The organism is Anaerohalosphaeraceae bacterium (assembly GCA_035378985.1).
Lineage (GTDB): Bacteria > Planctomycetota > Phycisphaerae > Sedimentisphaerales > Anaerohalosphaeraceae > JAHDQI01.
The window spans coordinates 90486-109706 of the sequence record DAOSUR010000004.1; the positions used below are offsets into that span (position 1 = coordinate 90486).

At 53.9% G+C, this 19221-nt stretch carries 24 protein-coding genes; 17 read left to right on the forward strand and 7 right to left on the reverse strand.

Translation table 11 applies throughout. The annotated features are described in order from the left end of the window. Positions 1-71 precede the first annotated feature (71 nt). The 15 genes from clpX (at position 72) to PKY88_04820 (ending at position 13625) form a co-directional block, all read left to right on the forward strand. The gene (gene clpX / locus PKY88_04750; protein ID HOQ04501.1) at positions 72-1340 is read left to right on the forward strand and encodes an ATP-dependent Clp protease ATP-binding subunit ClpX; all 1269 of its coding nucleotides are present in this window, start codon (positions 72-74) and stop codon (positions 1338-1340) included. Between the two features lie 274 nt (positions 1341-1614). Next, the gene (locus tag PKY88_04755) at positions 1615-4083 is read left to right on the forward strand and encodes a tetratricopeptide repeat protein (protein ID HOQ04502.1); all 2469 of its coding nucleotides are present in this window, start codon (positions 1615-1617) and stop codon (positions 4081-4083) included. Continuing rightward, the gene (locus tag PKY88_04760) at positions 4080-4829 is read left to right on the forward strand and encodes a hypothetical protein (protein HOQ04503.1); all 750 of its coding nucleotides are present in this window, start codon (positions 4080-4082) and stop codon (positions 4827-4829) included. The genes PKY88_04755 and PKY88_04760 overlap by 4 nt, the downstream gene beginning before the upstream one ends. After that, complete coding sequence (locus PKY88_04765) at positions 4804-6204, forward strand: sigma-54 dependent transcriptional regulator (GenBank protein ID HOQ04504.1); 1401 nt, start codon at positions 4804-4806, stop codon at positions 6202-6204. The genes PKY88_04760 and PKY88_04765 overlap by 26 nt, the downstream gene beginning before the upstream one ends. Before the next feature lie 20 nt (positions 6205-6224). After that, complete coding sequence (locus PKY88_04770) at positions 6225-6815, forward strand: flagellar basal body-associated FliL family protein (GenBank protein HOQ04505.1); 591 nt, start codon at positions 6225-6227, stop codon at positions 6813-6815. Beyond that, complete coding sequence (locus tag PKY88_04775) at positions 6812-7771, forward strand: FliM/FliN family flagellar motor switch protein (protein ID HOQ04506.1); 960 nt, start codon at positions 6812-6814, stop codon at positions 7769-7771. The genes PKY88_04770 and PKY88_04775 overlap by 4 nt, the downstream gene beginning before the upstream one ends. A gap of 27 nt (positions 7772-7798) precedes the next feature. Further along, positions 7799-8167 carry a FliM/FliN family flagellar motor switch protein gene (locus PKY88_04780; protein HOQ04507.1) on the forward strand — a complete coding sequence of 123 codons (369 nt, stop codon included), beginning with the start codon at positions 7799-7801 and terminating at the stop codon, positions 8165-8167. A gap of 21 nt (positions 8168-8188) precedes the next feature. Then, positions 8189-10330: a flagellar biosynthesis protein FlhA gene (gene flhA / locus PKY88_04785; GenBank protein ID HOQ04508.1), complete on the forward strand. Its 2142-nt coding sequence runs from the start codon at positions 8189-8191 to the stop codon at positions 10328-10330. 24 nt (positions 10331-10354) lie between these two features. After that, the gene (locus PKY88_04790; protein HOQ04509.1) at positions 10355-10588 is read left to right on the forward strand and encodes a hypothetical protein; all 234 of its coding nucleotides are present in this window, start codon (positions 10355-10357) and stop codon (positions 10586-10588) included. Then, a complete protein-coding gene (locus PKY88_04795) occupies positions 10585-11430 on the forward strand; it encodes a FliA/WhiG family RNA polymerase sigma factor (GenBank protein ID HOQ04510.1) in 846 nt (281 codons plus the stop codon). Before PKY88_04790 ends, PKY88_04795 begins: the two co-directional genes overlap by 4 nt. Before the next feature lie 34 nt (positions 11431-11464). Then, the gene (locus tag PKY88_04800; GenBank protein HOQ04511.1) at positions 11465-11689 is read left to right on the forward strand and encodes a hypothetical protein; all 225 of its coding nucleotides are present in this window, start codon (positions 11465-11467) and stop codon (positions 11687-11689) included. A gap of 115 nt (positions 11690-11804) precedes the next feature. Next, positions 11805-12017 (forward strand): hypothetical protein, encoded by a 213-nt coding sequence (locus PKY88_04805; GenBank protein HOQ04512.1) that lies wholly within the window; start codon positions 11805-11807, stop codon positions 12015-12017. After that, positions 12014-12544, forward strand: coding sequence for a hypothetical protein (locus tag PKY88_04810; GenBank protein ID HOQ04513.1), 531 nt, complete (start codon positions 12014-12016; stop codon positions 12542-12544). Before PKY88_04805 ends, PKY88_04810 begins: the two co-directional genes overlap by 4 nt. Before the next feature lie 25 nt (positions 12545-12569). Continuing rightward, the gene (locus PKY88_04815) at positions 12570-13271 is read left to right on the forward strand and encodes a hypothetical protein (GenBank protein ID HOQ04514.1); all 702 of its coding nucleotides are present in this window, start codon (positions 12570-12572) and stop codon (positions 13269-13271) included. 78 nt (positions 13272-13349) lie between these two features. Next, positions 13350-13625, forward strand: coding sequence for a hypothetical protein (locus tag PKY88_04820; GenBank protein ID HOQ04515.1), 276 nt, complete (start codon positions 13350-13352; stop codon positions 13623-13625). A gap of 148 nt (positions 13626-13773) precedes the next feature. On the opposite strand, the gene PKY88_04825 is transcribed toward PKY88_04820, so the two are convergent. After that, a complete protein-coding gene (locus PKY88_04825) occupies positions 13774-13974 on the reverse strand; it encodes a hypothetical protein (GenBank protein HOQ04516.1) in 201 nt (66 codons plus the stop codon). A 213-nt stretch (positions 13975-14187) separates the two neighbouring features. Here PKY88_04825 and PKY88_04830 point away from each other — a divergent pair, with 213 nt between their 5' ends. Beyond that, positions 14188-14379, forward strand: a complete 192-nt coding sequence (locus PKY88_04830; protein HOQ04517.1) for a hypothetical protein — start codon at positions 14188-14190, stop codon at positions 14377-14379. A 51-nt stretch (positions 14380-14430) separates the two neighbouring features. Here PKY88_04830 and csrA read toward each other — a convergent pair whose 3' ends face one another. Together csrA and PKY88_04840 are read right to left on the reverse strand one after the other, a co-directional pair. Next, a complete protein-coding gene (gene csrA / locus PKY88_04835; GenBank protein ID HOQ04518.1) occupies positions 14431-14691 on the reverse strand; it encodes a carbon storage regulator CsrA in 261 nt (86 codons plus the stop codon). A 291-nt stretch (positions 14692-14982) separates the two neighbouring features. After that, positions 14983-15966 carry a hypothetical protein gene (locus tag PKY88_04840; GenBank protein HOQ04519.1) on the reverse strand — a complete coding sequence of 328 codons (984 nt, stop codon included), beginning with the start codon at positions 15964-15966 and terminating at the stop codon, positions 14983-14985. A gap of 166 nt (positions 15967-16132) precedes the next feature. Between PKY88_04840 and PKY88_04845 the strand changes: the two genes are divergently transcribed. Next, a complete protein-coding gene (locus tag PKY88_04845) occupies positions 16133-16981 on the forward strand; it encodes a M48 family metallopeptidase (protein ID HOQ04520.1) in 849 nt (282 codons plus the stop codon). On the opposite strand, the gene PKY88_04850 is transcribed toward PKY88_04845, so the two are convergent. The 4 genes from PKY88_04850 to PKY88_04865 all read right to left on the reverse strand — a co-directional run bounded on the left by PKY88_04850 (position 16932) and on the right by PKY88_04865 (position 19031). Continuing rightward, complete coding sequence (locus PKY88_04850; GenBank protein ID HOQ04521.1) at positions 16932-17675, reverse strand: RNA pseudouridine synthase; 744 nt, start codon at positions 17673-17675, stop codon at positions 16932-16934. The genes PKY88_04845 and PKY88_04850 overlap by 50 nt on opposite strands. Before the next feature lie 6 nt (positions 17676-17681). Further along, on the reverse strand, positions 17682-17804 hold the full coding sequence (locus PKY88_04855; GenBank protein ID HOQ04522.1) for a hypothetical protein: 123 nt from the start codon (positions 17802-17804) through the stop codon (positions 17682-17684). Positions 17805-17882: 78 nt separating this feature from the next. Further along, a complete protein-coding gene (locus tag PKY88_04860; protein ID HOQ04523.1) occupies positions 17883-18518 on the reverse strand; it encodes an HNH endonuclease in 636 nt (211 codons plus the stop codon). A gap of 204 nt (positions 18519-18722) precedes the next feature. Then, positions 18723-19031, reverse strand: coding sequence for an HU family DNA-binding protein (locus tag PKY88_04865; GenBank protein HOQ04524.1), 309 nt, complete (start codon positions 19029-19031; stop codon positions 18723-18725). Between the last annotated feature and the right edge of the window lie 190 nt (positions 19032-19221).

Sequence of the window (19221 nt, forward strand, 5' to 3'; positions counted from 1 at the left end):
TTTTGGATTGAAGGGGTAGAATAATTCTAACTGGTAAAAATCGAGAAAAAACCGGTAAAACGGAGTCGATAATGGCCAAGACAACCAATTCGGGAAAACCCCGAGAGATGTGCAGTTTTTGCGGGCGAAGCAAGCATCCGATGGATGCGTTTGTAGCCGGTCCGGGCGGGGTGTTTATCTGCGCGGATTGTGTAGAACTTTGCTACAACATTGTTCGGCAGGAAAAGCGGCGGCAGAGCTCGTCTTCGGAACTCATTCGGGATGTACCGAAACCGCGAGAGATTAAGGAGTTTCTGGACCAATATGTGATTGGGCAGGAAAAGGCCAAGAAGGCCCTTTCGGTAGCGGTCCACAATCATTACAAGCGGCTGCTGCATACGGACAGCCGGGATGAAGATGTGGAGATTGATAAGTCGAATATTCTTTTGATTGGTCCGACGGGTTCCGGAAAGACCCTGCTGGCAAGGACGCTGGCTCGGGTGCTGAATGTGCCGTTTGCGATTTGTGATGCGACGACCGTGACGGAGGCGGGGTATGTAGGCGAGGATGTGGAAAACTTTCTGCTGCGTCTTCTTCAGTCGGCGGATTTTGATATTGAGGCGGCCCAGCGCGGGATTGTGTATGTCGATGAAATCGACAAAATCGGAAAAACGACACAAAATATCTCCATTACTCGCGATGTGTCGGGAGAGGGGGTTCAGCAGGCACTCTTGAAGATGCTGGAGGGGACAATTGCGAATGTTCCGCCGCAGGGAGGGCGGAAGCATCCGGAGCAGGCCTACATTCAGGTGGATACCACGCATATCCTTTTCATCTGCGGCGGGACTTTTGTGGGGTTGGATAACATCATTAAGAAGCGTCTGGGGAAAAAACTGATTGGTTTCAGCTCAGAATATGAGGGGAAACACGACAAGAAAGCGGATTATTCGGAGATTATTTCTCAGGTAACTCCGGAAGATATTATCGAATTTGGAATGATTCCGGAGTTTGTGGGGAGACTTCCGATTATTGCCACGCTTACGGCGCTGGATGAAGAGGCCCTTGTGGATATTCTGACCAAGCCGAAGAATGCGCTGGTTAAGCAGTACCAGAAGCTTTTTGAAATGGAGAATGCGGAGCTGCGTTTTACGGATGAGGCCCTTCGACTTTTGGCCAAAAAGGCGATGCAGCGGGATACGGGGGCGAGGGCGTTGCGGGCCATTGTGGAGGATTTGATGCTGGATTTGATGTATCGCCTGCCGGAAGAACCGAAGCCGGGCCGGTATGTGGTGACGCCGGAGGTGGTTGAGGGGAAGGTGGATTTATTTGCGGCTGCCCGACAGAAGCGAGAATCTGCTTAATCGGCTCCGTCTGAATAAGATTCGTTCAGAAACCAGGATGAACAACGAAGGAATCTCGGCATAAGTCGAGATTCCTTTTTTTTGTATGGAAAACAGACAGACCGTGAGGAGGCGGCGAGTTTTTTGATTTGGCGGGAGCGATTTTTCACTTAAAAACTTCATTTTTTTATCAAAAACCCTCATTTTGATTAAATGGCACGTCTCTTGCACTTTTGAAAAGAAATGTATTGTGCGCTTATGGTGCATATACAGGACTTTTGATGTAGGGAATTAGATGCCGGAAAAGAACGGTTCCAAAAAGACACCTTATGAGCTGTTTGCCAGTCCGATTTCTGCGGAGGCAAGGGAACAGGAGCTTTTTGCGGGAAAACCTCCGCGCAAGGAAAGCGTCGGCGCCGCTATTGCGCCGACGAGTGCCGTTCTGCCGGCGGAGGTTTCCGCAAAATCTTCCGGGCATCAATGGTTTTGGATTTTGTTTTTGCTGATTTTGAACTCGCTGATGGTTGGAGGAGTCGTTTGCTATTTGCTGTTTGTGCGGGAGAAACAGACTTCGCTGCCGCAGACGCCTGCAGAAGCGAAGGATTCTTTTGAGAAAGATGATGCGGCGCTGCCGCCGCTGCCGAAGGGCCAGGAGGGTTCGATTGACCCCTCTGTGCTGATGCGGAGCATTCATTTGAGTTCCCTGACACGGCAGACGCTGGATGATTCGGTTTCCCTCCGTTCGGCAGAAGCCCTTTATCGTGCAAAAGATTATTTTAAGGCCTCTTATGTCTTCGGGCGTCTCCGAGAGAATCTGATGAAGAACAATCCGGCGGATGCCTGTTTGGATGATTATCTGTCACTGAAAATGGCGCTTTGTCTGCAAAAAACCCAGGAACAGGAGACGCTGACGGCACTGTTTGGACAGGCGGTTGAAAGCCGCTCGCCGGTGGTTCGAGCACTGGCTTATTATTATTTGTGTTTTCTGCAGATGCACAATCGGCAGTTTCTGGAGGCCCGAAAAAGTGCCTATCGTGCCCTGTCGCTGATGTCTGCTTTTGATACGACGATGCCGGCGACGGCGGAATCCGACTGTTATTTTGCGGCGGCGGAGGCACTGATGAGGGCCGTTTTGAAATTGGGGAATGAATCCGAGATTTTGCCGGGGCCGCTGTGGACGGATACGCTGCCGATTGCCGAGGTTCCGCTGGAGGAGCCGGAGACGCTGAAAGCGTTTTTGATGCGGGGATTTGAAGAGATTAATGAAGGGGCGGTCGGGCCGAAAATCGTTTATCGACCCGGGGCGGAGACAAGGTCGCAGTGGACGGCCGTTTGCCTGAAGAGTCCGCTGGAGGAGGTTTTGTGGAAGTACAGTTCGGCCGCAGGAATCAATTTAGAGTGGAGTGTTTCTGATGCGGCGGCTCGACGGCGGCCGGTTACGCTGTATCTTCCGTCCACTGCAGGGACCTATTTGGCCGAGCTGGCGGCCGGGAGTGCAGGGCTTTTGTGGTCTTATGATGGGGCGTCCGCCCGGTTGTATGACCCGGAAACTTATTCGGATTTTGAAGAACACAAGGCTGTTTTGCTGTCGGAAACCATTGCAATTTGGCAGCGTTTTCTCCTGCGGTACCGCGGGGAGCATCGGGCTGCAAATGCTCATTATGCTCTGGGTGTTTTGTATACGATACAGGGGCAAATAGCCACGGCCCTGGGGGAGTTTAAACTGGTCAGTACGAGGCATCCGCATCATCCTCTGGCTCCGTATGCACTGGCCTATTCGAGCCGATTGAAGACGGATTTGGGGGATTTTGAAGGAGCGAGGTCTGATTTGAATGATTTGGTTGTGCAGTATCCGGAAAACCGGGCTGCCGATGAGGCCTGGCTGTACCTGGCGGAGGCCTCTGCGAAGAAGGGACTGTATGATGCGGCACAGCGGCTTTTTGAAAAGGTATATCGTCTGAGTTTTTCCGCTTCCTTGCGGTATCGGGCGGCTTACGGACTTGGGCTGTGTGCCTTTGAGAGCGGGGATTATGAACAGGCCCAGCGCTGGCTGAATGAAGCTCTGGAGCTGATGGAGCAGGAAAAGAATACCCAGGCGGCCGGTTCCATCCTTCATTTGCTCGGCAGGGTTTGTCTGAAGCGGAGGGATTATGAAACGGCCTGTCAGATTCTGAAGGCGGCTCTCAATCAGGTTCTGACGGGGGAGGAGATATTTCAAGTGAAAACGGAGCTGATCGAGGCCAAGATTGCCCAGCACCGATATGTGGAAGCGTTCGAAATACTGGAGGAAGTCTCCGAATCGCGGCTGAGTCAGAAGGAGGTGTGCGACTTTCTGCTGCTTCGGACCCGGATTCTGCGGGAGATGGACCTGGCCGATTCTGCCGCTTCTTTGCTGCGGAGAAAACGGGAGTTTATAGCGGATGCCGGCCAGCGTGCCCGTCTGGGGGTGGAGCTGGCCCGCTGTTATCTTCAGAGCGGGGATTGGGCAGCGGCGGAAAAGGAATTGACGGACGCCCTCTATGACCTGGAAGGTCGTTCGGAGATGAAAGATGCGATGTTTTTGCTGGCGGAAACGGCTTATCAGAGGGGGCGTTTGGCAATGGCGGAGGATTTATGCCGTCAGCTTTTGACGCTGGAGGAAACGGAATCTCCGATGCGTCAGGAGGTTTTTCTTCTGTTGGGCCGTATTTATGAAGGGCAGAAGCGGCTTGCAGACGCGGCCCTTTCGTATGGAGGGATTGTTCCGGAGGCCGGCGGACGATGAACAGGAGACAAATTTTCAACATTCTGTTTTGGACGGGGATTGGGGTGCTGTCATCCGCCGCAGCCGGCGGTGCGGAGGATCCCAATGCTCCGAGCCGGACCGCTGTGCTTCGCCGACAGCTTCAGGAAGAGCAGATTCAGCCGGTTTATCTGTCGATGACTTCGGTCAGCACGGTGGATTTGGAGTCGCTGATTGCCGGTCTGGAACAGCTGAAAGTGCCGGTTCAACCCAAAAAGGCGGCATCCGAGACGAATCCTTCGATTCCGGATGCATCTTCCCAGACCTCGTCGGAAGCAGCCGTGAAAGCACCGGCTTCTTCCGAGCAAACGGAGAAACCGGCACCTGCAGAACCAAAACGGGCGGAGGCGGAGAAGGCCGTCAAGCCCCAGTGGCTGGAGCGGATTGATCAAATTGAGCAGCCGGTAGAGCCGCTGGGAATCGCTGATGCTCTCTTTCGGTGCGGGCAGTTGGCCCGTGCGGAGCGTTTTTATCGACTGGCTTCGGAACGTGTTGATTCACCGAGCGAACCGGATTGGCAGTGGGCTGTGTTTCAGCGGGCCAATTGTCTGCGGCATACTCAGCCCGGGCAGGCGGCTCAGATTTATGAGGAACTGCTGCAGAAAGCTCCCGGCAGCCGCTGGAGCGGTGCGGCAAAGGCCTCGTTGGAAACGCTTCAATGGGTAGAAACCCTGCGGGCTTCTTCTTTCAAAGGACTTGTCAGTGAACCCAACAATCTGTCTCAATGAGTTTCAGCAGGTTCTGATTCTGGACGGTGAACCCGACTTTGATCGGCTTGTGCTGGAGGCGCTGGCTCGTCGCGGAGTACGCGGGACCGTGGCTGGGACGGAACGGACGGCTCGCCGGCTTTTGGGGCAGTGTTCGTGGAGTCTGATTTTTTACAATCCGCTGATTGAAGAAGAACGGGCGATGAACGAGGGGATGGGGCTGCTTTCTCTGATTCGCCGGCAGTTCCCGGAGACGCCGATTCTGGCTGTCGGGGAACAGGATTCGTCGGAAGAGGCCCTGCGGGTTGTGCGGGCCGGGTGTGTTGATTACCTGGTTAAACCGGTTTCTCCGAAGCGGCTTTACGAAGTTTTGGACCGTTATCTTCCGGCTTATTTGTCGAATGTCCCGGTTTGTTTTGGTTCTGCGGAGCGTCGGCAGGTGATGATCGGCCGAAGCCGGCGTCTGGGCGAGGTTCTGGAGTGTGCGAAGAAGGCGGCCGGGACATCGGTTTCTGTCCTGGTGTGCGGAGAAAGCGGTACCGGCAAGGAGCTGCTGGCCCAGTTTATTCACAGTCAAAGCCGCCGAGCAGGAGGGCCGTTTGTTCGGGTGAACTGTGCGGCCCTGGCGGAAACTCTTCTGGAGAGCGAGCTGTTCGGGCATGAGAAAGGGGCTTTTACAGGGGCACTGTTCAGCCATCGGGGACGCTTTGAGCGGGCCGACGGCGGGACTTTGCTGCTGGATGAGATTACGGAAACCCCTCCGGCCTTTCAGGCCAAACTGCTGCGGGTATTGGAGGAAATGAGTTTTGAGCGGGTGGGAGGGACGGAAAGCATTCAGGTCAATGTGCGCATCATCAGTACGACCAACCAGGATATTCTGCGGCGTGTGCGGGAAGGTGCCTTTCGGGCGGATCTGTATTACCGCCTGGCGGGGGTGCGTCTGACGCTTCCGCCTCTGCGAGAGCGGATGGAGGATTTGCCGCCGCTGATTTGGTTTTTTGTGAATCAGTATGCTCCGGAGACGGGCCGGCAAATTGAAGGAATTGAACGGGAAACCCTGGACTTGTTTGAGCAGTACTCCTGGCCGGGGAATATACGGCAGTTGCGGAATATGGTTCGGACGGCGCTGATTCTCGGAGAAGGTCCGCTGCTGTCGGTGACGGATTTGCCGGCTGTAATGGAAGAATTGCGTGCGGGTGAGCCGTGCATGGCGAACGTGCGTTTTTCGCAGAAAGGGTATTCACTGGAGGAGGTGGAGCGGCAGGCAATCCTGACGGTTTTGGAGCGGACCGGGGGGAATCAGTCTGAAGCGGCTCGCCTGCTGGGCATCAGTGATCGAACACTTCGGGAACGAATTCGAAAGTATCGGCGTCAGGAGATTCTGGCAGCTGATTGAGGGAAAAAGAGGTAGCAGTTATGGCGTCGGAAAAAACACAGGAAAAAAAGGGACAAGAGAAGCAGGAACCGAAGGGGTCTTCGGCTCCGGCGGAGACCGGCAAAGGCGGCTGGATGTTCTGGGCGATGCTGGGGGCGGTGATTCTCGGGGCGCTGAGCGGCGGGTTTGCTCTTTCGCAGCTGCTGGGCGGGACAGATGCGGAATGTCCGGCGGCCCAGCCGGCGGAGGACGGGATGGTGGAGAAAAATTTTGACGAGTTTCTTTCGAAGAACGGCAAGAACCAGTCGGCATGGATTTATGACGGTCTGGAGGCGGTCGTTTCCAATCTGGATGAACCCGGTGTGACCCGCTATGTGCGAGTAACGGTTTCGCTGGAAATGAGTCCGGAAATGGATCGAGCCAAAGGGGAACCATATCTGGATGAGCGAAAACTGGTTTTGCGGGACTGGCTGACGACGTTCTTTGCCGGCTTGAGTCTGGAAGACGTTCGCGGCAGCCGAAATCTGGAGAAGATCAAACGGCAGATTCAGGAGCAGTTTAACGAAATGCTGTTTCCGAACGGCCGACCGTATATTCAGCGTGTTCTTTTTCGGGAGTTTGCCGTGCAATGAGCCGTGAAGCGACCTCGTTTTTGTTTACGCGTGAAAAACTTCAGCGTCTGGTCGAGCGGGCCCGTCAGACGGCGGCTCCTCAGCCGGAGGTGAAGGCGGAGGAATTTGACTGGGGCCGACCGCATCGGTTCGGAGCGGAGGCGCGAGCACTTCTGGAGGGGCTGGGCAGCCGAATGGCCTTGTCAATTAAAAAGGGGATTAATGAGCAATTCAACGGCTCCGTGGAGGGGATACTGAAGGGAATCCAAGAACATTTTGCGTACCGTCTGGCTCAAACGGTGAGTGTAGGCAATGAGGGCCCTTATGTTGTCGGCCTTCGGGATGAAAGCAAGCAGTGCATCGGGTGTCTTTTGTTTACGTTTGAGAATGCCCGGTTTCTGGTGGCTCAAATGCTGAATGACCCGGAGGCGGCGGTCGGCCAGAACGGGGAGTTTTCGGCATTGGAAGAATCGATTCTGATGGATACCTCCACGGTTCTGACGACGTTTTTGAGTGAAGTGCTGGAGGAGCAGATTCGATTGAAGATTCAGCCCACCGGGCAGCTGGTTCGCGGCGACTGGGTAATGCGTTCGCGGATTCTGGAGGATTTGTGCGAGTGGACGCTGGAAATTCAGTACGGCTCCCATTCGGTGGAATTTTCTCTGGTGCTCGAGTCCTCTTTACTGGATGCATTTGCGGGCATTCCGTCGCCGGCGGCTCTGAATCCGAGCCAGTGTTCGGCTCGGATCCTGGAACGGCTTCGGCAGGTTCCGGTTTCGGTGTGTGCAACGCTGGATCCGGATGTCATCGGGCTGGGAGATTTGGCGGGGCTGGAAAAAGGGGATGTGCTTGTGCTCGGGCAGAAGATTCGGCGTCCGTGGCGGGTGCTGCTGAACGGCAAGCCGTGTTTTTTTGCTTATCCGGCGCAGCAAAAGGGAAAGCTGGTGCTGGTCATCAGTGAGCCGGAGAACGAATAGAGAGTCTCGGAACAAGGAGATTGATGTATGGCGGAAGAACAGACAGCGAATCAGGAAACGGCGGGGACTCAGGCGGCGGTTCAGGAGGCGGCGTTTGCGGAGGCGGACGGTCAGGATATTCGCGGCGGCCAGGAGCATCTGGATATGCTGCTGGATATTCAGCTTCCGGTGACGGTTTCGCTGGGCAAAGCGGAGATTCCGCTGCGGCGGCTGCTTCAGCTGCAGCCGGGTTCGATTCTGTCGCTGGAGAAGCGAATCGGCGAACCGGTGGATTTGATTGTCCAGGGGATTCCATTTGCCACGGGGGATATTGTGGTGGTGGAGGATTGTTATGCAGTGCGGATTCGGGAGATTCTCAATACGGCGGCGAGTTTGAACGGCACGGCGGCCAAATAAAAGGGATTTGGGAAGGCAGAAATGGCTTCGGGCACAGCAGCTTCTTCGGATAAACTCTTCGGCAGCAGTCAGATCGCCAGGCTGGCAGCCAACAGTGATTTCTTGTTTGCGGCCGGATTGGTCGGCGTCTTGACGATGCTGCTGATTCTCCTGCCGACCTTTCTGCTGGATGTAGGGCTGGCGTGCAGCATTTCGCTGGCGATTGCCGTTCTGATTATCGTGCTGGCGGCCAGCGAACCGCTGGAATTGTCTACGTTCCCGTCGCTTCTGCTGATTACAACCCTGTTTCGGCTGTCGCTGAATGTGGCTTCGACGCGTCTGATTCTGCTGCAGGGAGATGCCGGAACGATTATCCATACCTTCGGCAATTTTGTGGCGGGGGGCAATCTGGTCGTGGGGATGGTGATGTTTCTGATTCTGGTGGTGATTCAGTTTGTGGTGATTACCAAGGGTGCCGGACGCATCAGCGAAGTCAGCGCCCGGTTTATTCTGGATGCAATGCCGGGCAAGCAGATGTCGATTGATGCGGATTTGAATGCCGGCATTATTACGGATAAGGAAGCCAAGCAGCGGCAGGACGCCATCGTCAAGGAAAGCGAATTTTACGGGGCGATGGACGGGGCGAGCAAATTTATATCGGGGGATGCCAAAGCGGGGCTGATTATTACGGCCATCAATCTGATCGGCGGAATTCTGCTGGGTTGGACGCGGGGGATGCCGATTGCGGCGGCACTTCGGCATTATTCGGTTTTAACCATCGGCGATGGGCTGGTCAGCCAGATTCCTTCGCTGATTATTGCGGTCAGCAGCGGGTTTTTGGTGACGAAAATCCGTTCGGAAAATACGGTCGGCTATGATATGACGCGGCAGATGTTCCGGCAGCCGCAGGCACTGCTGATTGCCGCGACGGTAATCGGGGCCTTTGCGATGGTGCCGGGTTTTCCGAAAATCCCGTTCCTGCTGATTTCCGGTGTCATCGGGTTTCTGGGATGGGGAGCGAAGAAGCAGTCGGTGTTGGAAAAACCGGCCGAAAAAAGCAAGACCGAGACACCTTCGGCGGCGGCTTCGGATGAGCCGCCTGCGGAGGAGCTTCTGCAGGCGGATGTGCTGTCGATTCTGGTGGGGGTTCGTCTGATCAGTCTTGTAGACCCCCGCCGTCAAAGCAGTGTGTTTGAACGGATTGGTGCCCTGCGCAAGAAGATTGCACAAAAGCTGGGCTTTGTGTTTCCGCTGGTTCGTCTGCGGGATGATATTAATCTGGAGCCGTCGTCGTATGAGATTCGGCTGTATGACCATGTGATTGCCCACGGTCGAATTGAGCCGGATAAGTATCTGGCGATGGATTCCGGAGCGGTTCAAAAGCCGGTGCGCGGGATACCGACAAAAGAACCGGTGTACGGGCTGCCGACGCTGTGGATTTCGGCGGCGGATAAGGAAACAGCGGAGCTGAACGGCTATACGGTGATCGACCCGGAGTCGGTTCTGATTACGCATTTGTCGGAAACGATTTCGCGGCATGCCCATGAGCTGCTCAGCCGCGAGGATGTTCAGCAGCTGCTGGAGCGGCTGCGGAAGGTGCAGCCGTCACTGGTGGGAGAGGTGGTTCCGGAGGTGGTGTCGGTCGGTCTGGTGCAGCGGGTTTTGCAGAATCTGCTGAAGGAGGGGATTTCGATTCGGGATTTGCCGCTGATTCTGGAGACGCTCGGAGAGCAGGGAGGGCGTACGAAGAATGCCGCTTTGCTGACGGAATGTGCCCGCAAGGCCCTGGCGCGAACGATTACAGAGCGGTTCAAGGGGCCTGACGGGAAAATCAGTGCGATTGTTCTGGAGCCGTCTCTGGAGCATCAGCTGCTGGGCTGTGTGCAGCAGGGGACGGATGCCATTACGCTGGCGGTGCCGCCGGAGGCGGCTTCGCAGCTAAATCAGGCGATTGCCCAGGCCTGGAAGGCGACACTCGATAAGGGAATTGAGGAGCCGGTTCTTCTGTGTGATGCGAGGATTCGCCCGGGTCTGGTGAATCTGATTTCGCGTTCTCTGCAGCGTCTGCCTGTGGTGGCATATGATGAGGTCTGTGCCGGAACGATGGTCAATCCGGTTGAGACGGTTTCGCTGCCGGAAGCGTCCTCGGTCCTGAGCCCGATGGGCGAGGCAGTTCCGGTCTGAGCGATGCGTGAATAAGGATTTTGTGTGGAACAAAAGGTAAAAATTCTGGCGGTTTATCTGGCGGTTTTTGTATTTTTTGTGATGGCCGCTGCCGGGGGGCTGTTCGGGTGCAGTCCGGCTGTGTGCGGCAGCCGGGCTCTGGCTGGGGCGGTGGTGATGTATGCGGTGGTTCAAATCAGCGGGCGGATTGTCATCAGAATTTTGCTGAATGCCATAGTCGAAAGCCAGTTGCGCAAGCAGAATAGGGATAATCAATGACGGAACCTACTGTTTATTCTCCGCAGACGGAACCGGCTGCAGCTCCGGAGGTTCGGATGGCCCAGGAGTTTCTGGAAGAAACGCCGACGGCTACGGCCGGCCAGGCCCTTCGTGCGTATGGTTCTCAGGTGCGTGCGAGCCAGACGGAACAGCAGATTTTGCAGTATTTGCCGCTGGTTCACCGGATTGTCAGCCAGGTGGTGTCGTATCTGCATCCGCCGCTGAGCCGGGAAGATTTGGTTTCGGCAGGCACTATCGGTTTGGTCAAAGCGGCCCATGATTATGACCCGTCGAAAGACGCGGAGTTCAAAACCTATGCCTATATTCGAATTCGCGGGGCGGTAATTGACGAACTTCGGCAATGGTCGTTTGCCCCGCCGTCTTTGTCCAAGCAGTTTGAGCAGGTACAGGAGGCCGGTGCCCGTCTGCTGGAGGAAAAGGGGAAGCCGCCGACGGATGAAGAACTGGCAGATGCGGTTCAGATGCCCCTGGAGAAGCTTTATCAGCTGCTGGAGACGGCACGGGCTCGGCATTTTCTGTCGATTCACGGAATCGATGATGAAGCCCCGGCACTGGGGGAATGTCTGGCAGATTCGGGAGAACCGGAACCTTCCCATCGCTTGGAGCGAGAGGAGCTGGTGGAGCAGTTGGCCAAGGCGATTCAGAATCTTCCGAAGAAACAGCGCCGGGTGATTGTGCTGTATTATCAGAGGGAACTGACGATGAAGCAGATTGCCGAGGTGCTGGACGTTACGGAGTCGCGTGTCTGTCAGCTGCATGCAGCAGCCCTGTTTGCCCTCTCGACGGCGCTGCGCGGCTGGAAGGCGGGAGGGGATGCCTGAGACAGAATCCCTGCAAAAAGGAAAGGGAAAACCGATGGCGGAAAGACCGGACAGAACGCTGGGACCTGTGGAAGGGATGCCTTATATCGAACAGACCGCTTCGATCGGGGGACGGGTTCATCGGAAGAAGGATTCCTCCGGACGTCGAAGGGAGAAGCCGAGGCATTCCGGAGGGATTGAAGAGGCCATTGAGGAAGAACAGGAACAGATTGAAAAAGGCGGCGGTGTACAGGACGGCCATGTGGACTATCGTGCGTGAAAGCAGTGGTGCGCTGAGGGGTTTGATGACAGTGCAAATGTTCAGAAACAAACAGGGGGATGGTTATGAACGGATTTAAGCGAAAGATACGAATCAGGTCCAGACGGCTTCGTCTGTGGTTCTGCCGTGTTCCCGAACGGCCGGTGCAGAACCGTTTCGAAAACAGGGAGATTCGTCCCCCTCAGGGGCGGCTCAGGCGAGGATTGTCGAGAGCAACAGCGATTATGTAATTCTGGAAGTGATATGCGGATGCGGACAGAAAAGTTTTATTCAGTGTAATTACGGGAATGTAGCCGGTTCACCGGCTCAGCAGGAGATACGGTCATGAAGCGAACGATTCTCCGATGGATTGTGACGGCGGGTGCGGCGATGAGTCTGGGCTGTCAGATGCTTGAGCAGCCCGTGCCCCCGTCTGTGCCGTCCACGCCGGCGGAGTCGGCCTCAACCGCTCAGACGCCCGCCGTCTCCACGGCCTCCGCGGCGGCCCTGGAACGCCGTTTTACGGAAGGAAGCACGAGGCCTGATGCGGTTCAAACGGCTCTGATTTGGTCCGAGAAATATCAGCAGATGTCGGAAACAGCCAATCAGCTGCGGGAAAAGAATGTTCAGCTGTTTGAGGAAAACGCCCGTCTGAAGAAGGAGGTGGACTCGCTGAAGACTCAGCTGGCTCAAACCCAAAAGGAGCTGGATGAGGCCAATGAGTTTCTTCAGAAGATGCATGCGGAACTGAATCAGTGGAAGGCGGATGTGCTCGGATTTCGGGAGGAGATGCGCAAGGCCCAGGCCGCCCAACTGCAGGCCCTGGCGAAGATTCTCCGGATTTTAGGGGCCGAGCCGGCGGACAGCGGCGGCTGAGCTTTTTCGGATGGAGATTCGAACGATGGATAGAAAAAAGATATGGCTGTTGACAGTGTTGATTGCGGCGGTCGGGTGTCGGGTTCAGGAGCCGGCGGAGCGTCCTGCAGGCAATTTTTATTTAAGTCCGACGGCGGATTTTGATCAGATCGGCAAAGTGGTGATGCTGGAGCTGGACAATCCGACGCCGCATCCGGAACAGGGACGAATTTTTTCTGAAATGCTGGCAGACGGCTTGGGAAAAAAGCATCTGTTTAGTATTCGTCTGATTCGGCGTGAAGAGCCCTCCTGGCGGCAGCTGGATTTGGATTCCATCCGTCGAAGCACGCCCCAACAGCTGGCGGAGATTCGGCAGAATCTGGGAGCGGATGCCGTTGTATTTGGAACGATGGGACGGTACAGCCCCTATCCGCATCTGCTGCTGAGTGTTCATTTGAAGATGCTGGATTTGCGAACCGCCCGGATTGTGTGGGCTATGGAGGATGTCTGGGACAGCAGCGATCGTACGATTCAGCAAAGAATCCGCCGTTACTTTGAAACCCAGATGCGGACGGGATATGAACCCCTGAATTGGAAGATTGTGGAGAACAGTCCGCTTTACTTTAACAAGTTCGTTGTTTTTGAAATCACGGAAACGCTTCCGAGTTATCAGACGATGCAGAAGGAGGTATCGTCCGAGAAGAACGGGCTTCTGAGCCCTGTTTCAAAAATCAGCGCAATTTTCTGAAAAAATGCTAAAGTTCCTCTGCCGGAGTACGACAATGGGGGCAGGTACGAAGGCGAGTGAGCGAGTGAACTTTGAAAAATGAATCCGGCGGAACTTTCCAGTTCGATGCAGATAAACGGAGCACTTGGAGCGGCTTCCCTTGCGGGGGCAGCCGGACCGAAACGAAAGCCCCCTCGCAAGGAGGAACCGGAGCTTCGGCTGCGGTATGCCGGGCTTTTTGAGCGGGTGATGCAGATGCAGGGGGAGGAGCCGGAGGTAATCCGGCAGGCGCGGGAATTGATCCTATCGGGTCGGGCGGATTCGATGGAGGCGGCTTTGGAAACGGCCCGCCGGATGCTTCAATACGGGATTTAAGAGACCTTAAGGGTTTTCGATTGGTTTGAGAAAAACTGGGATTCCAAACAGGGATGTTTGGACTATCGGCCGCACGGACCAGCGAGTTGGGCACACATGGCTTTGAATCCTCCGGGTGATTCAAAGCCATGTTTGTTTATTCGGCCCTTCAGGCCCAGCAGTCCACCCAGATTCCCCGCGGGGCCTTCGTCCGGAACGGATTTTGGATTGTCCATTGACGGGCAATCTGACGATTCCGTACGAATGGTGATGGGCTCATCGGCGCATACGGTTCTGGTTCGGACGATGCCTGTGAAGCCCGAAGAGGACGAGATTGGATTACACGACAAACTACCGGTTTGGTCATCATCACCCCCAACCCAAAACAACCAGTTTTTCGTTAATTGAATTCTATCACAAATAGGGTTTCCAGACAAGGTAGGAAAGATTTCAGAGGGACTTCGTCCTATAAAATCCCAAAACTGGTGCGTAAAAAAAGGTTTTTGGATAAAAACCGTTTGAATGAAGCCGAAAAATAATGAATATAGGAAAAAGCGTTTGTTGAGAGGAAAGAATGCGTCTTTTGGCTCGATGTCCAGACTGCGGTGTTGCGATGCGGCTTTCTCTGGAGGATGCCGACAAGCGGAAACGCTGCCGGCAATGCGGACGATTATTTAAGGTGCCTGCCTTGGAGCAACTGCGGAAAGCGCTGGAACTCATCAAACAGGCGCATGCGGGGGTCTATGTGGATGAAAAAGGGAATGTTTACGGGTAATAGGAAAAAGAGGGCTTTTGAAGACCAGAGCGAATGGGCGAAAAATTGGTTTTAGGAATTTTTGACGGAAGCGGAGTTCGGATTGGTATTTTCTTTGGAGGAATCTTCTGAAGATTTCTCTGCGGACTGTTGCTGTTGCTGCTGGGCTTTTTCTTTTTGAATGAGCAGATAAATTTCCTTGCGATGGACCTCCACTTTCCTGGGTGCGTTGATTCCTAAACGAACCTTGTCGCCGCGAACGTCCACAATTGTGATCTCGATATCATCGCCGATCATAATTGATTCATCTTTTTGTCTGCTGAGGACCAACATATATCAAACTCCTTGCTGAATGCTGGTCATAAGTACTTGTTTTCAAAAGCATTCCGTTTCTATTGTCTTTACGCTGCCGGCTCGTTGTCGGTTGTCAAAATCCCGTTTGAAACCCTAAATTCGGCATAGGTATCTTCGGCTATTTGGTTCAGTTGGGATAGCAGTTTTTGGCTGAGGAGGGGAAAAAAGAGGGAAAAAAGGGACAAATCATGCATAACTATATGTAAAACAATCACTTGGAATCTTTTGATTCGAAAGATTCCAAACAGAGGGGCGGGATAATTTTTGTTGTTATAGGACTTCCTGGAGTTTTTTTGCCGATTTATATTTTATTATGAGCCACTGGCCTGCTAATGCCCCGATGGCCGAAAACGAGATAAACTGGACTGGTAATATCGCTGTTATTGTGTTTGGAAAGTAAGTAACCGCCCAGTTTTCCGTCATATATTGGAGCATTTGCGGGCTGCAGGATACGGAAATGACAATGGCATACAAAAGGGGAGCGGACAGAACAGCCCAATAATGTTCACAGTCCAAAAAGTACTTGATGACGGCACCAGCCAAGGCGAAGGAGGCCAGTACGGCAAAGGCGATTTGACGATTGCCCGGCTGACCAGTCACGGAGCCGATGCGGGTATCCGGATATCGGACATCCTGTGCAAAGAGACCGATGGTTAACTGAACAATCACTACAGAAGCTAAAACAGCAATGAGGATGGAAAGTGCAGGAAAGCGTTTGGTTTTTGAGGATGCCTGGGAACTATCGAGGGTCTTTTTCGGGGGCAGGAAACGGGAGAGAATCCAGATTCCGGCGGCGCCGCAGAGAAGCATTGCCAGCCAGAAGATGGTTTCGATTCGGAGGAAGCGGTAAACTGCCAATCGCTCTTCGAAGGCGGAGTGGGTCAGCAGGAGAGAACGAACGGAGCCGCTCTGGAAGGTCCAGACGGCCAGGCCTGTCGGCACAGACAGCAGTCCTGCGGCTTTGCCGTATGGATAGGCAATCAGGTATCCCCCGGCGCCCGCTAACAAGGACGCAAGCATACAAAGAAGAATGTCTGACAAGGAGAAAGCCCCGTTGTAAAGGGTAACAGCACCGAGCGGATCGATGGGGGCGATTTTCGGCCAAAGAAGAAATCCAATAAGAAATCCCCCGACCCCCATTGCCCCGAGGATGCGGAGACGCATGAGCCAGTGAACGTTAAAAAGACTGAGCAGAATGTAAAGAAAGCCGGCGAAGGCGGCGGTCTTCAGTGTCCATTCGAGCGTTATGTGCATTCCGGATTCCCTTTCTACAGAACCAACAGGTTAACACGAGGCGGGAATGCGGTCAAGATTTTAGCCCCTAAATTGAAAAGGCAGGAAACTGTTTGGAAGGATTTGCCGGTGTGGAAAAAGGTGGTATAATCTACAGGATAAATACGGATGATGTAAGGAGACAATTATGAAGCGTACTTGGAAGGGGATTTCTCTTTTCTTTTTGTCGGTGTTTTGGTTTGGCTGTGCGGAGGTGCCGATTACCGGCCGCAGCCAGCTGAATTTGGTGCCGGATTCATTGGTTAATTCGATGGCTCTGGAGGAATACCAATCCTTTTTGAAAGAAAATAAGGTGAGTACGGACCCGCAGAAGACGGCGATGGTGCGTGAAGTGGGCAAGCGGATTGCCGGAGCGGTGGAAACGTACTTTCGGCAGCAAGGCCTGGCCAGCCAGGTAAGCGGGTTCTCCTGGGAGTTTAATTTGGTGGAGAACGAGGAGAAAAACGCCTGGTGTATGCCGGGGGGCAAGGTGGTGGTTTATACCGGTTTACTTCCGATTACGCAGGATGAGAACGGGCTTGCGGTTGTGATGTCTCATGAGATTGCGCATGCAGTTGCCCGACACGGCAGCGAACGGATGAGCCAGGGGCTTTTGTATCAGATGGGAGGGATGGCCCTTTCAGAGGCGATTCAGAATCATCCTGCGGCGACTCAGCAGCTCTTTATGCAGTCGTATGGGCTGGGGGCACAAATCGGGGTTCTTCTGCCGTACAGTCGGCTGCATGAGAAGGAAGCAGACCGATTGGGCCTGATTTTTATGGGGATGGCGGGGTATAATCCGCAGACAGCGGTAGATTTCTGGAAACGAATGGCGGCGGACAAGTCCGCCAGCCCTCCGGAATTTTTGAGCACTCACCCTTCGGACCAGACCCGCATTCAGGCCATTCAGGAGGTCCTGCCGGAGGCGATGCGGTATTACTACCGGGCTACGGGGCAAACTCCGCAGACGTATCAGTATCCGTTTGGAAAGCCGTAAAGTCCTCAGTTGAAAAAAAGGGAAGGGGCTGGGCTGCCAGAATGGTGTGCAGGAGTTCGGCGTCCTGATTGTCCGCTGTCCGGCAAGAGCGGGCGTGCTTGAAAAGCATTTTGAGTGTGGCGGAAAACTTTTTGTCTAAGGGGGCGACAAACGTGCGGACCGTTTGCGGTTCGCTCGGCAGCGGCGGGATTTGGATTTGATACGCGTGAAGCGTAAGCCGACTGATGAGCGGGGATTCCGGGGTATCTCTTTTGGGACGATAGTCTTTTTTGTAATCTGAAAGCATCAGGGGGTGCGGGCTGGCATAGAGCGGATCCAGGGCCAATGGAATGCCTCGATGAGCCAAATGCACACGGATTTGATGTGTTCTGCCGGTCAGGGGCTGAACCGCCAGAAGAGCGAACGGGCCTAACTCCATCAATTTGAGCCAGTCGGTGACGGCTTCCTTTCCTTTCCAGGGCTGGACGTGCATGGTTTGGGGATTTTGCCGGCTTCGCAGAAGGGGGGCTTTGATGCGTCCCCGATTTTGGGGAAGAGGGCCCTGTACGACGGCCAAGTACAGCTTTGCAAACCGCTGTTTGGAAAAGCCGGAGGTGTAAAAGGTTTGGGCGGGCTTGTTTTTGGCCAGAAGGAGGACCCCAGAGGTTTCTTTGTCGATACGGTGAACCAGCCGCAGCGGTTCCGGTGTCGGCAATTCCTTTTAGAGGATTTCCATCAGCCAGGGGGTTCCGGAGCGGTCTTTGGTTACGGAGATGCCGGAGGGCTTGTTGAGAATCAGAATATCCTGATTTTCGTAAAGAACAGGAATAGAAACTTTCTTCATATGTATCTCACTTTTCCGCAGACCCGCGCAATCGTTTTGAGGCAAGTTTGTTTTTTTTCCGTTCCGGCAGGAAAAGGGTCAGGTCAATTCAACGGACCAGTACGCGTGGTCGAGGAACTGCTTCCAGCTGTGGTAGCGTTCGTGACTGAGATGGATGTGGATAACGGGATTCCGTTTGGGTTTGACCGGTTTTTGAATCAGCTTCATATTGGCCTGCTGCGGGGTTCGGCCGCCTTTTTTGATATTGCACTGGAGGCAGGCACAGACCACGTTTTCCCAAGTGCTTTGGCCGCCGAGCCGCCGCGGGATCACGTGGTCCAAAGACAGCTCGGATGTGGGAAATTTTTTGCCGCAGTACTGACAGCGGTTTCCGTCCCGTGCGAACAGGTTTCGGCGGTTGAACTTGACGGTTTGGCGCGGCAGACGGTCGTAAAACAATAGACGGATAATGCGAGGCACAGCCAGATCAAAATTGACGGTGGAGACCCAGTCCTGAGGGTGCGCTTTGAACTGGTCTTTCATCCGGCTGATTTGCTGCCAGGTTTGGAAGTCGTAGTTGGCATAGGTGCCGTCATCGCAGGAAATCACCTCTGCGAGATTGCGGCAAAGCAGAGAAAAGGCGCGTCTTGCACTAATGACCCGCAGGGCCATATAGTGCTTGTTCAATACCAAAACGCGACAGTCCATCGCCGATTGAGATGTTGCAGAAATCATGACTCCTCCGCAAAATCCCTTTAACCTGCCTAAAAGATACATTATCGGTCCTCATTGTACAAGTCAAAAATCGGCAAAAAATGGTGTTATCTGAAGGAAAATGGGCGGGGAGGTAAAACCAAACTTTTGCTGTCTGGAATTGCCCCCATTCAGGGATTCCGTTATTCTTGAATCTTTTGCCTTTGGTGAAGAATGGGATTGCTGTTAGGAATTTTTCTTAGCCGGAGCCGGAGCGGAAAGTTTTTCTCGCATTAAACGGCCCATTTTAAACTTAACACTGCGTTTGGGCGGCACCTGGACACGTTCGAGTGTTTTCGGGTTTTGAGCGATTCTGGAAGACCGTGTTCGGGTTTCGAAGACCCCGAAGTCGCGGAATTCGAGCCGATTGTCACGAGCCAACTCATCAATCACTTCATCCAAAAATGTCTGGATTATTTTTTTAACAATAACTCGTTTGGCCTGTGTGGACTCTGAAATCCGGTCAATCAGTTCTTTCTTCGTAATAGTTGCCATCGGCCATCCTCTTGATAGTTTTGAAATAAAGAAACCTTTTGGTATCCAATGCAGCTGGGACTTTCGTTTAAGAACTGCAACTTACTATACAGAAAAGACTTCGAAACGGCAAGTTTTTTTTCCTAATTTTTCATAGGGATGAAAAAATGGATACAGGATGTGGAGGGTCTGCAATAAACAACCTGTTTCT

Excerpts from the sequence above, each read along its gene's own strand:
- clpX (HOQ04501.1), top strand. The coding sequence starts at position 72 with ATGGCCAAGACAACCAATTCGGGAAAACCCCGAGAGATGTGCAGTTTT.
- PKY88_04755 (HOQ04502.1), top strand. The coding sequence starts at position 1,615 with ATGCCGGAAAAGAACGGTTCCAAAAAGACACCTTATGAGCTGTTTGCC.
- PKY88_04760 (HOQ04503.1), top strand. The coding sequence starts at position 4,080 with ATGAACAGGAGACAAATTTTCAACATTCTGTTTTGGACGGGGATTGGG.
- PKY88_04770 (HOQ04505.1), top strand. The coding sequence starts at position 6,225 with ATGGCGTCGGAAAAAACACAGGAAAAAAAGGGACAAGAGAAGCAGGAA.
- PKY88_04775 (HOQ04506.1), top strand. The coding sequence starts at position 6,812 with ATGAGCCGTGAAGCGACCTCGTTTTTGTTTACGCGTGAAAAACTTCAG.
- PKY88_04780 (HOQ04507.1), top strand. The coding sequence starts at position 7,799 with ATGGCGGAAGAACAGACAGCGAATCAGGAAACGGCGGGGACTCAGGCG.
- flhA (HOQ04508.1), top strand. The coding sequence starts at position 8,189 with ATGGCTTCGGGCACAGCAGCTTCTTCGGATAAACTCTTCGGCAGCAGT.
- PKY88_04795 (HOQ04510.1), top strand. The coding sequence starts at position 10,585 with ATGACGGAACCTACTGTTTATTCTCCGCAGACGGAACCGGCTGCAGCT.
- PKY88_04800 (HOQ04511.1), top strand. The coding sequence starts at position 11,465 with ATGGCGGAAAGACCGGACAGAACGCTGGGACCTGTGGAAGGGATGCCT.
- PKY88_04810 (HOQ04513.1), top strand. The coding sequence starts at position 12,014 with ATGAAGCGAACGATTCTCCGATGGATTGTGACGGCGGGTGCGGCGATG.
- PKY88_04815 (HOQ04514.1), top strand. The coding sequence starts at position 12,570 with ATGGATAGAAAAAAGATATGGCTGTTGACAGTGTTGATTGCGGCGGTC.
- PKY88_04820 (HOQ04515.1), top strand. The coding sequence starts at position 13,350 with ATGAATCCGGCGGAACTTTCCAGTTCGATGCAGATAAACGGAGCACTT.
- PKY88_04825 (HOQ04516.1), bottom strand. The coding sequence starts at position 13,974 with ATGATGACCAAACCGGTAGTTTGTCGTGTAATCCAATCTCGTCCTCTT.
- csrA (HOQ04518.1), bottom strand. The coding sequence starts at position 14,691 with ATGTTGGTCCTCAGCAGACAAAAAGATGAATCAATTATGATCGGCGAT.
- PKY88_04840 (HOQ04519.1), bottom strand. The coding sequence starts at position 15,966 with ATGCACATAACGCTCGAATGGACACTGAAGACCGCCGCCTTCGCCGGC.
- PKY88_04845 (HOQ04520.1), top strand. The coding sequence starts at position 16,133 with ATGAAGCGTACTTGGAAGGGGATTTCTCTTTTCTTTTTGTCGGTGTTT.
- PKY88_04855 (HOQ04522.1), bottom strand. The coding sequence starts at position 17,804 with ATGAAGAAAGTTTCTATTCCTGTTCTTTACGAAAATCAGGATATTCTG.
- PKY88_04860 (HOQ04523.1), bottom strand. The coding sequence starts at position 18,518 with ATGATTTCTGCAACATCTCAATCGGCGATGGACTGTCGCGTTTTGGTA.
- PKY88_04865 (HOQ04524.1), bottom strand. The coding sequence starts at position 19,031 with ATGGCAACTATTACGAAGAAAGAACTGATTGACCGGATTTCAGAGTCC.